Genomic DNA, 13,757 nt, shown 5'->3' with positions numbered 1-13,757 from the left:
GCCCCGCTCGCCCGTCTCAGTCGCCCGGCTGCTCGAGCAGCCCGGCCAGCGCCGCGCCCTGCAGCCGGCGGAACGCCCGGCGCCGGCCCTCGCGCTCCAGCACCGCCACCTCGAGGCCCGCGGGCGCGATCTCCCGCTCCTCGCCCGGCGCGGAGACGGAGCCGTCGGTCCCGACCGCGCCGAGGGTGCGCACGGCGAGCGCGAGCACCTCCGGCAGCGTCATCCCCTCGTGCCAGGCCTCGCCCACCCGTGCGTTGAGCTGTTCGGCCTGCCCGCCCATGACGACGTGGCCGTGCTCGTCGGCGACGGAGCCGTCGTAGGAGAGCCGGTAGATCTGGTCGGCGGCCGGGGTGGCCCCCACCTCGGCGACGACCAGCTCGACCTCGAGCGGCTTGGACTCCGTGGTGAACACCGTGCCGAGCGTCTGCGCGTACGCGTTGGCGAGGCCGCGCGCGGTGACGTCGGTGCGGTCGTAGGAGTACCCGCGCAGGTCCGCGTAGCGCACGCCGGCGACGCGCAGGTTCTCGAACTCGTTGTACTTGCCGACCGCGGCGAACGCGATGCGGTCGTAGATCTCGGAGATCTTGTGCAGCGCGCGCGACGGGTTCTCCGTGGCGAACGCGATGCCGCCGGAGTAGGCGAGCACGACGACGGACCGGCCTCGGGCGATGCCCTTGCGGGCGAAGTCGGCCCGGTCCTTCATGAGCTGCTCGGGCGAGACGTAGAACGGCATGTTCATGCGCGTGCACCTCCGTGCGCCCCGGGCCGGCCGCCGCCGCCCGCGGGGCGGTCGCCGTGGGCCGCGCGGTGCGCCGCCCCTCGCTCGGCGACGATCCGCTCGACCGTCGCCGCCAGCTCGTCGTCGCCGACCCGGCGCACGCCGTCGGCCGTCACCACGGTCACGACCGGCCAGATCTGTCGCACGGGGTCCGGGCCGCCGGTCGCGCTGTCGTCGTCCGCCGCGTCGTAGAGGGCCTCCACGGCCACCCCGACGGCCGCGTCGGCGTCGAGCCCGGGGTGCCACAGCTTCTTCAGCGCGCCGCGCGCGAAGACCGAGCCCGAGCCCACCGTGTGATGGTCGTGCTCCTCGTACCGGCCGCCGGTGACGTCGTAGCTGAACAGGCGCCCGTACCCGCGGTCGAGGTCGTAGCCGGCGAACAGCGGCACCACCGCGAGGCCCTGCAGGGCCAGGGGCAGGTTGCCGCGGATCATCGTCGACAGGCGGTTGGCCTTGCCGTCGAGGGACAGCAGCGAGCCCTCGATCTTCTCGTAGTGCTCCAGCTCGAGCTGGAAGAGCCGCACGAGCTCGATCGCCACGCCCGCCGAGCCCGCGATCCCGACCACCGAGTAGGCGTCGGCCGCGAAGACCTTCTCCATCTCCCGGCTGGCGATGAGGTTGCCCGCGGTGGCGCGGCGGTCGCCCGCCATGATCACGCCGCGGCCGCCGTCGTCGGTCCCGAAGGTGAGCGCGACGATCGTCGTCGCGTGCGGCGCGAGGCCGTCGGCGGGCGCGCCGCCGGTGCCGGGCCGCCGGCCGGGCAGCAGGTCGGGCGCGTGCCCGGCGAGGAAGTCCACGAACGAGGACGAGCCGGGGCGCAGGAACGCGTCCGGCAGGCGTCCCGAGGTGTCAGCGCTGGTCATGGGCGATCACTGACCGCCCTTCTGGACGAAGCCGCGGACGAACGACTCGGCGTTCGTCTCCAGGACCTCGTCGATCTCCTCGAGGAGGGCGTCCACCTCGGCGTCCCGCTCGGTCGCCGCCGGGGCCACCGGCGCGGGGGCGTCCGCGTCGTCGTCGGGCGTGCGGTCCTCGTGCTGCGGGTTGATCCGTTCCTGACCGGCCATGGTCCGCCTCCTTCGCTGCTGCGGAGCTCCCGACAAGGGCTCCGGGAGAGTCTCGCGACGCCAGCCTATGCGTTGCGGGCGACACTGCGCGGCGACGTCCACGCAGGTTGCGCCCAGGGCGGAACGACTCCACCCGCGCAGGTCGGGACCACCCCGGGCGCGTCAGGCCTCGGAGAGGTCCGCGAGGGCCTCGACGAGGCGCGCCTCGGTCGCCGCCGAGACCTCCACCTGCGAGGAGATGACGAGAAGCGACAGGTAGCGGCCGTCGACGCAGGCCTGCGCCGAGACCGCGATCGGGTCGTCGAGGTCCGGGACGTAGCTCACCGAGTAGTCGCTGCCCGGCGCCTGCCCGGTCAGCTCCGCCATCGTCGAGAAGATGTCGCAGGCCTCGCCGGCGGAGAGCAGCTCGCCCTGCTCGACCATCCCCTGCGCCTTCTCCAGACGCTCCATGCTCTCCTCGTCGAGGAGAGCCCCGCCGGTCTCGAGGAGCTGGTCGAGGATCTCCGGGACGGACGCGCCCCAGACCTCCGCCGGCACGCTCGCGACCCGGAGACCAGGCCCGTTCATGCTGCCCCACACGCAGCCCGGGATCTTCCCGACGGCCCCCTCCTGGTGCTCCCGGAGCTCCTCCCCGACGAGGCGTGCCACGGTCGTCTCGTCGACCAGCTCGCACGGTGCGTCGACACCGACGTCGCCGACGTCCGCCGGCGCTGCCTCCACCGCCGTCGGGGCCGACGCCGACCCTGTGGGGTGCTCCGGCACGTCAGGAGAGACCTGGTCGGAGCATGCGGAGAGGACGAGGACAGCGGCCAGGGCCAGGGGCGCCGCGGCGGTGCGGATCGGTGACACGCGGTGATCCAACCACAGCCGGACCGCACGGCGGAACGGGTCCACCGCCACGCTCGAGGACGGCCTCAGCCCTCGCCGCGCAGGCCCTTCAGCAGGGCGGCCGCGTCGGGGCTCGCGTCGAGCAGGGCGCCGATGTGCGCCCGCGTCCCCCGCGCGGGGTCGAGCATCGGCACCCGCTGCAGCGCGGCCGCGCCGGGGACGTCGAAGATCACGGAGTCCCAGCTGGCCGCCGACACCTGGTCGGCGTAGCGCGCCATCACCTCGCCGCGGAACCACGCGCGGGTGTCGGCCGGCGCATGGTGCACGGCGTCGGCCACGCACTCGTCGTCGACGAGCCGCTCGACGGCGCCGGACGCGACGAGCCGGTGGTAGATGCCCCGCTCGGGGCGCACGTCGGTCCACTGCAGGTCGAGCGCGTGCAGCCGCGGGTGGTCCCAGCTGATCCCGTCGCGCGAACGCATCCCCTCCAGGAGCCGGCGCTTGGCGACCCACTCCACCTCGCGCGCACAGGTCGCCGGGTCGGTGGCCAGCCGGCTCAGCACCGACCGCCAGCGGTCCAGCACGTCCGCCGTCTCGGCGTCCGGCCCGCCCTCGCCGGCCGCCAGCGCCGCGACCGCGCGCGCCACGACGTCGGCGTACGCCTCCTGGACCTGCAGGGCCGTGAGCCGCCGGCCGTCCGCGAGCTCGAGCGCCTCCGTCAGGCTCAGGTCGCGCGAGACCCGCTGCACGTCCGCCACCGGGTCCGCGAGGCGCAGGGCGGCGAGCTCGGCCCGCGCCGGCACGCCCGCCTCCGCGAGCTCGTCCAGGTGCTCCAGCACCCACAGCACGAGGGACGTGGTGCCGAGCTTGAGGAACGTCGCCACCTCGAACAGGTTGGCGTCGCCGATGATGAGGTGCAGGCGGCGCCAGCGGGTGCGGTCGGCGTGCGGCTCGTCGCGGGTGTTCACGATGGGCCGGCGCAGGGTGGTCTCCAGCCCCACCTCGGCCTCGATGTAGTCCGCCCGCTGCGAGATCTGGAAGCCCGCCTCGGCCCCGGTCGGGCCGATGCCCACGCGGCCGGAGCCGGAGAACACCTGGCGGGTCACGAGGAAGGGCGTGAGCAGCTCGACGAGCGTGCCGAACGGCAGCGCCCGGTCCACCAGGAAGTTCTCGTGCGTGCCGTAGCTGGCGCCCTTGCCGTCCACGTTGTTCTTGTAGAGCACGACCTCGCCGCCGGGCACCTCCGCGAGGGAGCGCACCGACGCGAGCATGACCCGCTCCCCCGCCACGTCCCACAGCACGCCGTCGCGCGGCCCCGTGACCTCCGGGGAGGAGTACTCCGGGTGCGCGTGGTCCACGTACAGGCGGGCGCCGTTGGTGAGGATGCAGTTCGCCGCGCTCGGGTCGTCGTAGTCCTCGACGGACGGGCGCTCGACCTCCTCCGGCTGCTGCCGGGCCGCGCGGCCCGCGGACCGGCCCCGCGCCGAGGCGCCGGGCGTGCCGGCCGCGGAGGCGACCTGGGCGGAGGCGGGCGTGCCGCCCCCGGTGCCGACCGGGCCGGACGGCGCGGGGCGGGACGGGTCGTCGGTGAGGAGCGACGGGTGCGCGGACGCGCGCTGCAGGTGGAACCCGCGGGCGTCCTGCAGGGGGTCCTCGTCGTCGTAGTCCCAGCGCGCCGGCGGCCGCGCGCCCGCGCTCGCCACGAGGGCGCGGTACGTCATGACCACCTGCGAGCTCATGAGCATCGGGTTGGCCATCGGCCGCCCCGGTGCCAGCACGCCGTACTCGGTCTCGATCCCCATCACGCGACGAACGCTCACGCCACCACCCTAGGTGGCCCCGGACGAGATCGAGGTACCCGTCCCGAAGTCGACCGCGGCGGGTCGACCTCGGGACGGGTACCTCGATCACGCGGTCCGTCGGGTCGGGGCCGGGCTACAGGTACTGCCCCGTGCTGGTCACCGTGTCGATGGTGCGGGGAGCCCCGTCGCCGCCCTTCTTCTGGACGATCGTGCGGATGAAGACGATGCGCTCGCCCTTCTTCCCGCTGATCCGCGCCCAGTCGTCGGGGTTGGTGGTGTTCGGCAGGTCCTCGTTCTCCTTGAACTCGTCGACGCACGCCGACAGCAGGTGCTCCACCCGGATGCCCCGCTGCCCGGTGGCGAGGAGGTCCTTGATCGCCGACTTCTTGGCGCGGTCCACGACGTTCTGGATCATCGCGCCGGAGTTGAAGTCCTTGAAGTACAGGGTCTCCTTGTCCCCGGACGCGTACGTGACCTCGAGGAACTGGTTCTCCTCGTCCTCGGAGTACATGCGCTCGACGACGCTGCGGATCATGGCGCCGATCGCCTCGGTCTGGCTGCCGCCGTGCTCGGCGAGGTCGTCGGGGTGGATCGGCAGCGCCGGGGTGAGGTACTTGCCGAAGATCTCGGTGGCGCCCTCGGCGTCGGGCCGCTCGATCTTGATCTTCACGTCCAGGCGGCCGGGCCGCAGGATCGCGGGGTCGATCATGTCCTCGCGGTTCGAGGCGCCGATGACGATGACGTTGTCGAGGCGCTCGACGCCGTCGATCTCGGCGAGCAGCTGCGGCACGATCGTCGTCTCGACGTCCGAGGAGAGGCCGGTGCCGCGGGTGCGGAACAGGGACTCCATCTCGTCGAAGAACACGACGACGGGGGCGCCCTGGGTCGCCTTCTCGCGGGCGCGGGCGAAGATCAGGCGGATGTGCCGCTCGGTCTCGCCGACGTACTTGTTGAGCAGCTCGGGGCCCTTGACGTTGAGGAAGTAGCTCTTCGCGGCCGGGTCCCCGCCCCGCGTGGACGCGACCATCCCCGCGAGCGAGCTCGCCACGGCCTTGGCGATGAGCGTCTTGCCGCACCCGGGCGGGCCGTACAGCAGCACGCCCTTGGGCGGGCGCAACCCGTGCTCGCGGAACAGGTCGGGGTGGCTGAACGGCAGCTCGACGGCGTCGCGGATCTGCTCGATCTGCGGCCCGAGGCCCCCGATGTCCTCGTAGGCGATGTCCGGGACCTCCTCGAGGACGAGCTCCTCGACCTCGGACTTGGGCACCACCTCGTAGACGAACCCGCTGCGCACGTCGACGGTCAGCGCGTCGCCGACGCGCAGCGCCGCGTCGGCGACCGACCCGGCGAGACGCACGACGCGCTCCTCGTCGGCGCGGCCGACCACCAGCACGCGCTCGGTGTCGAGGACCTCCTTGACGGTGACCAGCTCGCCGGTGCGCTCGTAGCCGCCGGCCTCGACCACCGTCATGGCCTCGTTGAGCTTGACCTCCTGGCCGGGGCGCAGCGCCTCGACGTCGAGCCCCGGGCTCGACTGGACGTGCATCTTGCGGCCGGCGGACGAGATGTCGACCGAGCCGTCGTCGTGCGCGGCGAGGAACGTGGCGTACGTCCCCGGCGGCTTGGCGAGCTCGTCGATCTGGCCCTTGAGCTCGACGATCTGGTCGCGCGCGGCGCGGAGCGCCTCGGCGAGCCGCTCGTTCTTCGCGGCGAGGAGGGCGAGCTGGGCGTCGTGGCTCGGTCCGGTCGGCAGCCCCGACGAGTCCGGGCGGACAGGGTTGTCGGTCATCGCATCCCCTCTCGTGCGGCCCGGGTGGTCACCTGCCCGGGCGGGAAGACGCCCCCGGAGTACAGCACCCTAGACATCAACGCCGACGTCCGGGGGTTCATTTCACGGAGCGGTCGCGACGTCGCCCGACCGAGACCTGACGGTGACCGGGCCGTGACCCGCCGCGCCCCTCGACGGGGGCACGGCGGGTCGTGCCGGTCCGACGGGGCTCAGCCCTCGGCGGGCGCGTCGCCGGCGGGAGCCGCCGCCTCGGGAGCGACGGCGTCGGGGGCGACGCCGAGGTCGCGGCGCACGCGCCGGATCTTCTTGTCCGACACGGCGCGCTCGCCCAGCTCCTCCTCGGACCACTCGGCGTCGGGCGCGGGGTACGAGCCCTTGGCCGGCCGGCGGGTGCGCTCCGGCGGGACGACGCCGTCGGCGAGCCGCCGGGCCGTGATGAGGAAGCCCGTGTGTCCGATCATCCGGTGCTGCGGGCGCACCGCGAGGCCTTCCAGGTGCCAGCCGCGCACCATCGACTCCCACGCCTGCGGCTCGGCGAACCGGCCGTCGGCGCGCAGGTCCTCCGCGGTCCGCGAGAGCTGGGTGGCGGTCGCGACGTAGCAGATCAGCACGCCGCCGGGCACGAGCGCCTGCGCGACCGGGTCGACGTTCTCCCACGGCGCGAGCATGTCGAGCACCACGCGGTCCACGGTGCCGGGCTCGGCGACGGTGGGCAGCACGTCGGCCAGGTCGCCGATCGACAGGCGCCAGGCCGGGTGCTCGCCGCCGAAGAACGACTCGACGTTGCCGCGCGCGATCGCGGCGAAGTCCTCGCGCCGCTCGATGGAGTGCAGCTCGCCGGCGTCGCCGACGGCGCGCAGCAGGGACATCGTCAGCGCGCCCGAGCCGACGCCCGCCTCGACCACGCGCGCGCCCGGGAAGATGTCGGCCATCTGCACGATCTGGCCGGCGTCCTTCGGGTAGACGACGGCGGCGCCGCGCGGCATCGACAGGACGTAGTCGCTCAGCAGGGGCCGCAGCGCCAGGTACTCGATGCCCGCCGTGTTGGTCACGACCCACCCCTCGGGGCGGCCGATGAGGTCCTCGTGGCGGAAGTAGCCCTTGTGCGTGTGGAACGTGCCGCCGGGCTTCAGCGTGATGGTGTGCAGGCGACCCTTGGGGTCGGTCAGCTGGACCCGGTCCCCCTCGCGCAGCGGGCCGCGGCGCAGGTCGGCGCCGGTGGCCGTCGGCGCGGAGCCGCCGGTCGGCGTGGCGGTCGGCTCGGCGGTCGGGCGGGTCTCGGGCGCGGCAGGATCGGCGGGAGTCACGACGCGCGAGTCTACCGGCCGCCCTCCCGCGCCCTCCCCCGCGCTACCGGCGCAGCGCGGCGGCGACGCGCGCGACGTCGAGCACCCCGGTGACGCGGCCGCCCTCGACCACGGGCACGACGCGCGCCCCCGACGACCCGCGCGCCAGGCGGTCGAGCAGGGCGTCCCCCTCGAGGTCGGGCGTGACCGCCGAGCCCGGCGGGAACGGCACGACGACGGCCTCCACCGGGGTCAGGTCCGCACGGGCGGCGGGGACGTTCGCGACGGCGGCCGGGTCCACCCAGCCGACCGGCTCGCCGGCCGGGCCGACGACCGCCACGACGACGCCCGGGTTCCGGGCCGCGGCCGCGGACACGCCCGCGACCGTGGTGGCGACGGGCACCGCGACGGCCGGCACCGCGAGGCCGCGCGCGGAGAGCGTCGCGACCCGGGCGCGGGCCTGCGCGCCCTTGATCGCGTCGCCCGCGCCGGACCACAGGAACGCGCCGATCAGCGCTCCCCACACGACCATCACCCAGGAGGGCCGCCGGCCCTCGAGCAGGGGCCACAGGAGCGCCCACGCGAGCACGGCGACGGCGACGGCGCGCCCGACCCAGCCCGCGGCGAGCGTGCCCCGGGACCGGGAGCCGGTCGCGCCCCACACGATCGACTCGAGGATCTGGCCGCCGTCCAGCGGCAGCCCGGGCAGGAGGTTGAAGAACCCGACGAACGCGTTGGAGAACGCCCCGGCGAGCAGCAGCGCGGCCGGCACGGTCCCCGCGGTCGGCTGCAGCTGGAAGGCGACCCAGAACGCCCCCGCCAGGACGAGGTTGGTCAGCGGGCCGACGACGGCCACCAGCGCCCCGTCGAGCGGGCGGGCCCCCGCCCCGGTGTACGCCGTGTGGCCGCCCCAGAGCGTCAGGGCGAGCTCCGTGACCTGGTGCCCGCGCCGGCGGGCGACGAGCGCGTGCGCCACCTCGTGCAGGAAGACGGACGCGAACAGCAGCAGCACGAACGAGAACGCGACGACGAGGACGCCCGTCGTCGGCATGTGCGGCGCGAACCACGTCCGGACCGAGGGCGCGAACACCAGGGTGAGGACGACGGCGCCGAGGAACCACGAGGGGGTGACGAGGACCGGCGCGCCCGCGATGCGGCCGACCACCCATCCCCGGGAGCGAGAGGTCACCCCGCCAGGCTATCCGGCGTCGGCCGCCGCCCGGGTCGCCGGCCACGGCTCCGCGCCCCTCGTGCCGCTCGGGACCCGTCGGGTCCCTGCGGACCCCGTCGTGTCCCCGGCCGACCGTAGGGTGGCGCGCATGATTACGACCGCCGCCCCCGACGTGCCCGACGCGTCGCCGGCGGCCGAGGTCCGGACGCCGGCGCTGTCGCCGTCGCGCGCGAGCGACTTCATGCGCTGCCCCCTGCTGTTCCGGCTGCGCGTGGTCGACCGGCTGCCCGAGCCGCCGTCGTCGGCGGCCGCGCGCGGCACGCTCGTGCACGCGGTGCTCGAGCGCCTGTACGACGCGCCGGTCGGCGAGCGCACGCCGGAGGCGGCCGAGGCGCTGCTGCCCGTGGAGTGGGACCGCCTCGTCGAGGCGGAGCCGCGGTACGCCACCCTGTTCGACGCCGACGGGGACGCCGCGGGGACCACGCCCGAGCAGTGGATCGCCCGCGCCCGCCGGCTGGTGGGCACCTACTTCACCCTGGAGGACCCGAACCGGCTGGAGCCCGAGGCACGCGAGCTGCGGGTGGAGACCGCCCTCGACGGCGGCCCGCTGCTGCGCGGGATCGTGGACCGCCTCGACGTCGCCCCCGGCGGCGCCATGCGGGTGGTCGACTACAAGACCGGGCGCGCGCCCGGGCCCGGCTTCGAGGCCGGCGCCCTGTTCCAGATGCGGTTCTACGGGCTGGTGCTCTGGCGCGAGCGCGGCGTGCTGCCGCGAATGCTGCAGCTGCTGTACCTGGGCGACGGGCAGGTGCTGCGCGCGCAGCCGGACGAGCACGAGCTCGAGGCCACGGAGACCAAGGTGCGCGCCCTCTGGACGGCCGTCCAGGACGCCGCGCGCACCGGCGACTGGCGCCCGCGCCGCAGCCGGCTGTGCGGCTGGTGCGCGCACCGGTCGGTGTGCCCGGAGTTCGGCGGCACGCCGCCGGTGATCCCGGCGGGCGCGCTGCGCGCCCGCCTCGGGGTCGAGCCCGAGGCGGGCGCCCGGCCCGACGAGGAGTCCGTCAGCGGCTGAGGTCGAGGACCTCGCCGGCGCCGATGCGCGCGATGGTGGCCACGTCGACGGCCTCCAGCGACGACGCCCGGCTGAGCCCGTCCAGCTGCGGCACGGGCACCACGGCCTCGACGCCGAGGGTCGTCACACCGGCCGCGCGGGCCGACGCGATCCCGGTGGGCGAGTCCTCGATGGCGACGCACGCGGCCGGGTCGACGCCCAGGCGCTCGGCGGCGACCAGGTAGGGCTCGGGGTCCGGCTTGCCGCGCTCCACCTGGTCGCCCGTGACGAGGGTGACGAACGCGCCCGCGGGCCCGCGCGAGACGACCTCCTCGGCCAGCTCCGCGTAGCTCATCGTCACCAGCGCGCAGGGCACGCCGGCCTCGGCGAGACCCGTGAGCAGCCCGAGCGCCCCCGGCTGCCACGGCACCCGCACCCGCACCTGCTCGACGACGCGGCCCAGGAGCCGCCGGACGATCGCGTCGACCGGGAGGTCGACGCCACCCTGGTCCCGCAGGATCTGGGCGGAGACCGTCAGCGCGTTGCCGACGAGCTGCAGCGCCTGCTCGTGGCTCCACGTGCCGCCGTGCTCGGCCACGAGCTCGTGCTCGGCCTCGATCCAGTACGGCTCGGTGTCGACGAGGGTCCCGTCCATGTCCCACAGGACGGCCGCGGGGAGGGTCTGCTCGGGGGTCTGGGGGGCGGGGGCGAGGGTCTCGGGCACCCGTCCATCGTACGGACCGTGGGCCGCGCGCCGGCCGTCGGGGTCCCGTGAGCCCGGCCACGCGACCCGACCGCCGGCGCAGCCCCGTGCCGTGGACGTGCTGTATACGCTGGACGAATGACGACCGAGCCGGAGCCCACCGGGCGCCACGCCGCACGGCAGACCGTGATGATCGCCGCGTTCGAGGGGTGGAACGACGCCGGGAACGCCGCCACGGCGGCGCTCGGGCACCTGGCCGAGGTCTGGGACGCCCACGAGGTGCGCGAGCTCGACCCCGAGGACTACCACGACTTCCAGGTGAACCGGCCGGTCATGGAGACGGGGCCCGACGGCGAGCGGACCATCATCTGGCCCAGCACCACCGTCTCGGTCGCGGAGCTGCCCGACCGCACGGTGGTGCTGGTGCACGGCATCGAGCCGTCGTTCCGGTGGCGGTCGTACTGCGCGGAGCTGCTGGACCTCGCGGCGGAGCTCGGCGTGCGCACGGTCGTGACGCTGGGCGCCCTGCTGGCGGACGTCCCGCACACGCGCCCCATCCCGATGACGGCGACCACGGAGAGCGACGGCATGCAGGCCGTGCTCGACGTCGAGCCGAGCACGTACGAGGGCCCGACGGGCATCGTGGGCGTGCTGCAGCACGAGGCCGACCGCCGCGGCTTCCAGGCCGTGTCCCTGTGGGCCGCGGTGCCGCACTACGTGGCGAACCCGCCGTCGCCCAAGGCCACGCTCGCGATCCTCACCCGGGTGGAGGAGCTGATCGCCGCGACCGTCCCCCTGGGCGACCTGCCCGAGGACGCCGAGGCGTGGCAGCACGGCGTCGACGAGCTGGCCTCGGACGACGCCGAGATCGCCGAGTACGTGCAGCAGCTGGAGGAGGCGAAGGACACCGCCGACCTGCCGGAGGCGACCGGGGAGGCGATCGCCCGGGAGTTCGAGCGCTACCTGCGCCGGCGGGACGTCGGCGGGGACAAGGGCGACCGCGGCGACCGGGGCGGCGACAAGGGCTGACGCCGGCCCCCGGCCTTCGCCGCGGACGTCAGAGGCGGACGCCGAGCAGGGCGTTGACCGCGCGGGCGAGCACGCCCGGCGCACCCTCCTGGTCGGCGGAGGTGTCCCGGCCGGGCGCGAGCGCGAGGTCGGCCCACGCGTCGACGGCCGCGAGCGCGGCCGGCCCGTCCAGGTCCTGGGCGAGAGCGGCACGCAGGGCGGCGAGGGTGGCGGTCGCGTCGGGGCCGCCGTTGCCGGACACGGCCGTGCGCCACCGCTCGAGGCGCGCGACGCCGGCGGCCAGGTCGGCGTCCGTCCACTCCCACTCGGTGCGGTAGTGGTGGGCGAGCAGGGCCAGACGGATCGCCATCGGGTCGACGCCGTCACGCCGCAGCGCGGAGACGAACACCAGGTTGCCCCGCGACTTGCTCATCTTCTCGCCCTGGTAGGCCACCAGCCCGGCGTGCACGTGCACGCGTGCCCCGCCGCCGCCCAGCAGGCGGTCGTGGGACGTCGACATCTCGTGGTGCGGGAACAGCAGGTCCGCTCCCCCGCCCTGCAGGTCGAACGGCAGGCCGAGGCCGTCGCGGGCGATGACCGCGCACTCGATGTGCCAGCCCGGCCGCCCCGTGCCCAGGGACGCGCCGTCCCAGGCGGGCTCGCCCGGGCGCTCGCGCCGCCACAGCAGCGGGTCGAGCGGGTCCTTCTTGCCCTCGCGCCGCGGGTCGCCCCCGCGCTCGGCGAACAGGGCCGTCCTCGCCTCCGGGGCGAGGCGGGCGACCGCGCCGAAGTCGGGGTCGGCGGACAGGTCCGCGTACACGTCGCCCAGGCCGGGGTCGTCCCCGCCCGCGCCGGGCTCGTTCGGGACGCGGTAGGCCGCGCCGTCCGCCAGCAGCCGCTCGACCGCCTCGACCACGGCGGGGACGGACTCGACCGCGCCGGTCCAGGTCGCGGGCGGCACCATGCCGAGCGCGGTCATGTCCTCGCGGAAGAGCGCCACCTGGTCGGCGGCCAGGTCCTGCCAGTCCACGCCGGTGGCGGTGGCCCGCTCCAGCAGCGGGTCGTCGACGTCGGTGACGTTCGAGACGAAGGTCACGGCCTTCCCGGCGTCGAGCCACGCGCGGTGCAGCAGGTCGAACGCCAGGTACGTGTTCGCGTGCCCGAGGTGGGTCGCGTCGTAGGGCGTGATGCCGCAGACGTAGTAGCGGGCGGTGTCGCCGGGCGCCGGGTCCACGAGCCGGCCCGTGGTGCTGTCGTGCACCCGGACGAGGGTGCGGCGGCCGTCGGCCGGGGCGGGGAGCTCAGGGATCTGGGGGGCGGGCCAGGAACGCACGGGCCCAGGCTACCGGGCGTCTCACCCGGTCAGGTCACCCCGTCCGCCGGGGCAGCCGTCAGACGGCGGTGCCGCCCATGGGCGTGAGGACGCCGGTCAGCAGGAGCAGGACCACCACGGCCGCGAGCCCGAGGCGGTACCAGACGAACGGCATGAACGAGTGCGTGGTGATGAGCTTGAGGAAGCCGATGATCACGATGTACCCGACGACGAACGCCACCAGCGTCGCGATGAGCGTCGCGCCCGCCCCGGGCGCCCCGGGCGCCGGGGTCTCGCCGACGGACTTGCCGAGCTGGTAGAAGCCGGACAGCAGCACGGCGGGCACGGCCAGCAGGAACGAGTAGTCCGCGGCGGCCTTCCGGGTGAAGCCCATGAGGAGCCCGGCCGTGATGGTGCCGCCCGAGCGCGACACGCCCGGGATGAGCGCGAGCGCCTGGGCGAAGCCGAAGCCGATCGCCCGCTTCGGGGTGAGCTCGTCGAGCCGGCGGGTGCGGCGGCCGATCTTGTCGGCCCAGCCGAGCAGCAGGCCGAAGACGACCAGCGTCGTGACGGTGATCCAGAGGTTGCGCAGGTACGTCTCGATCGCGTCCTGGAAGAGCAGGCCGAGCACGCCGATCGGGATGGAGCCCAGCGCGATGAACCAGGCCATGCGCGCCTGGGAGTCGTGCGCGCCGAACCGCGCGGCCCAGTCGCGGCCGTGGGCGCCCACGAGGGACCTCCACCACGCGACGCAGATGTCCCGGATGGTCCGGCGGTAGTAGAGCAGCACCGCGGCCTCGGTACCGATCTGGGTGATGGCGGTGAACGCCGCGCCGGGGTCGTCGCCGCCGAGCAGCTCACCGACGATGCGCAGGTGCGCGCTCGAGGAGATCGGCAGGAACTCGGTCAGGCCCTGGACCAGGCCCAGCAGGATCGCTTCCCAGGCATTCACGGGCGGTCAC

13 protein-coding genes are annotated in these 13,757 nt (G+C 74.9%); 2 read left to right on the top strand and 11 right to left on the bottom strand.

The window, feature by feature from the left end; all coding sequences use genetic code 11:
- Window positions 1-16: 16 nt before the first annotated feature.
- The 8 genes from prcA to ACFU9A_RS11945 form a co-directional block, all read right to left on the bottom strand.
- Window positions 17-739, bottom strand: a complete 723-nt coding sequence (gene prcA, locus ACFU9A_RS11980; protein WP_430575511.1) for a proteasome subunit alpha — start codon at window positions 737-739, stop codon at window positions 17-19.
- Window positions 736-1,641, bottom strand: coding sequence for a proteasome subunit beta (gene prcB / locus ACFU9A_RS11975; RefSeq protein ID WP_430575510.1), 906 nt, complete (start codon window positions 1,639-1,641; stop codon window positions 736-738). Before prcB ends, prcA begins: the two co-directional genes overlap by 4 nt.
- A gap of 6 nt (window positions 1,642-1,647) precedes the next feature.
- Complete coding sequence (locus ACFU9A_RS11970) at window positions 1,648-1,845, bottom strand: ubiquitin-like protein Pup (RefSeq protein ID WP_430575509.1); 198 nt, start codon at window positions 1,843-1,845, stop codon at window positions 1,648-1,650.
- A 162-nt stretch (window positions 1,846-2,007) separates the two neighbouring features.
- Complete coding sequence (locus ACFU9A_RS11965) at window positions 2,008-2,694, bottom strand: DUF3558 family protein (RefSeq protein WP_430575508.1); 687 nt, start codon at window positions 2,692-2,694, stop codon at window positions 2,008-2,010.
- A gap of 65 nt (window positions 2,695-2,759) precedes the next feature.
- The gene (dop, locus tag ACFU9A_RS11960) at window positions 2,760-4,475 is read right to left on the bottom strand and encodes a depupylase/deamidase Dop (RefSeq protein ID WP_430576456.1); all 1,716 of its coding nucleotides are present in this window, start codon (window positions 4,473-4,475) and stop codon (window positions 2,760-2,762) included.
- Between the two features lie 133 nt (window positions 4,476-4,608).
- Window positions 4,609-6,264, bottom strand: a complete 1,656-nt coding sequence (gene arc, locus ACFU9A_RS11955; protein WP_430575507.1) for a proteasome ATPase — start codon at window positions 6,262-6,264, stop codon at window positions 4,609-4,611.
- 209 nt (window positions 6,265-6,473) lie between these two features.
- The gene (locus ACFU9A_RS11950) at window positions 6,474-7,571 is read right to left on the bottom strand and encodes a tRNA (adenine-N1)-methyltransferase (protein ID WP_430575506.1); all 1,098 of its coding nucleotides are present in this window, start codon (window positions 7,569-7,571) and stop codon (window positions 6,474-6,476) included.
- 43 nt (window positions 7,572-7,614) lie between these two features.
- Window positions 7,615-8,739, bottom strand: a complete 1,125-nt coding sequence (locus tag ACFU9A_RS11945) for a site-2 protease family protein (protein ID WP_430575505.1) — start codon at window positions 8,737-8,739, stop codon at window positions 7,615-7,617.
- Between the two features lie 130 nt (window positions 8,740-8,869).
- Here ACFU9A_RS11945 and ACFU9A_RS11940 point away from each other — a divergent pair, with 130 nt between their 5' ends.
- On the top strand, window positions 8,870-9,793 hold the full coding sequence (locus ACFU9A_RS11940; RefSeq protein ID WP_430575504.1) for a RecB family exonuclease: 924 nt from the start codon (window positions 8,870-8,872) through the stop codon (window positions 9,791-9,793).
- On the opposite strand, the gene ACFU9A_RS11935 is transcribed toward ACFU9A_RS11940, so the two are convergent.
- Window positions 9,783-10,496: an HAD family hydrolase gene (locus ACFU9A_RS11935; protein WP_430575503.1), complete on the bottom strand. Its 714-nt coding sequence runs from the start codon at window positions 10,494-10,496 to the stop codon at window positions 9,783-9,785. The genes ACFU9A_RS11940 and ACFU9A_RS11935 overlap by 11 nt on opposite strands.
- A 117-nt stretch (window positions 10,497-10,613) precedes the next feature.
- Here ACFU9A_RS11935 and ACFU9A_RS11930 point away from each other — a divergent pair, with 117 nt between their 5' ends.
- A complete protein-coding gene (locus tag ACFU9A_RS11930; protein ID WP_430575502.1) occupies window positions 10,614-11,504 on the top strand; it encodes a PAC2 family protein in 891 nt (296 codons plus the stop codon).
- Window positions 11,505-11,532: 28 nt separating this feature from the next.
- Here ACFU9A_RS11930 and mshC read toward each other — a convergent pair whose 3' ends face one another.
- Together mshC and ACFU9A_RS11920 are read right to left on the bottom strand one after the other, a co-directional pair.
- Window positions 11,533-12,816, bottom strand: a complete 1,284-nt coding sequence (gene mshC, locus ACFU9A_RS11925) for a cysteine--1-D-myo-inosityl 2-amino-2-deoxy-alpha-D-glucopyranoside ligase (RefSeq protein ID WP_430575501.1) — start codon at window positions 12,814-12,816, stop codon at window positions 11,533-11,535.
- 58 nt (window positions 12,817-12,874) lie between these two features.
- Window positions 12,875-13,747, bottom strand: coding sequence for an undecaprenyl-diphosphate phosphatase (locus tag ACFU9A_RS11920; RefSeq protein WP_430575500.1), 873 nt, complete (start codon window positions 13,745-13,747; stop codon window positions 12,875-12,877).
- Between the last annotated feature and the right edge of the window lie 10 nt (window positions 13,748-13,757).

It is taken from the genome of Isoptericola sp. NPDC057653 (assembly GCF_042799955.1).
Classification (GTDB): Bacteria; Actinomycetota; Actinomycetes; order Actinomycetales; family Cellulomonadaceae; genus Isoptericola.
Note: the sequence above shows the minus strand (reverse complement) of the source record. Positions and strands in the feature narration are given on the sequence as shown.

Bases quoted from the DNA above. Each gene is read 5' to 3' on its own strand.
- prcB (WP_430575510.1), bottom strand. From the start codon at position 1,641: ATGACCAGCGCTGACACCTCGGGACGCCTGCCGGACGCGTTCCTGCGC.
- dop (WP_430576456.1), bottom strand. From the start codon at position 4,475: ATGGGGATCGAGACCGAGTACGGCGTGCTGGCACCGGGGCGGCCGATG.
- ACFU9A_RS11970 (WP_430575509.1), bottom strand. From the start codon at position 1,845: ATGGCCGGTCAGGAACGGATCAACCCGCAGCACGAGGACCGCACGCCC.
- prcA (WP_430575511.1), bottom strand. From the start codon at position 739: ATGAACATGCCGTTCTACGTCTCGCCCGAGCAGCTCATGAAGGACCGG.
- ACFU9A_RS11940 (WP_430575504.1), top strand. From the start codon at position 8,870: ATGATTACGACCGCCGCCCCCGACGTGCCCGACGCGTCGCCGGCGGCC.
- ACFU9A_RS11930 (WP_430575502.1), top strand. From the start codon at position 10,614: ATGACGACCGAGCCGGAGCCCACCGGGCGCCACGCCGCACGGCAGACC.
- arc (WP_430575507.1), bottom strand. From the start codon at position 6,264: ATGACCGACAACCCTGTCCGCCCGGACTCGTCGGGGCTGCCGACCGGA.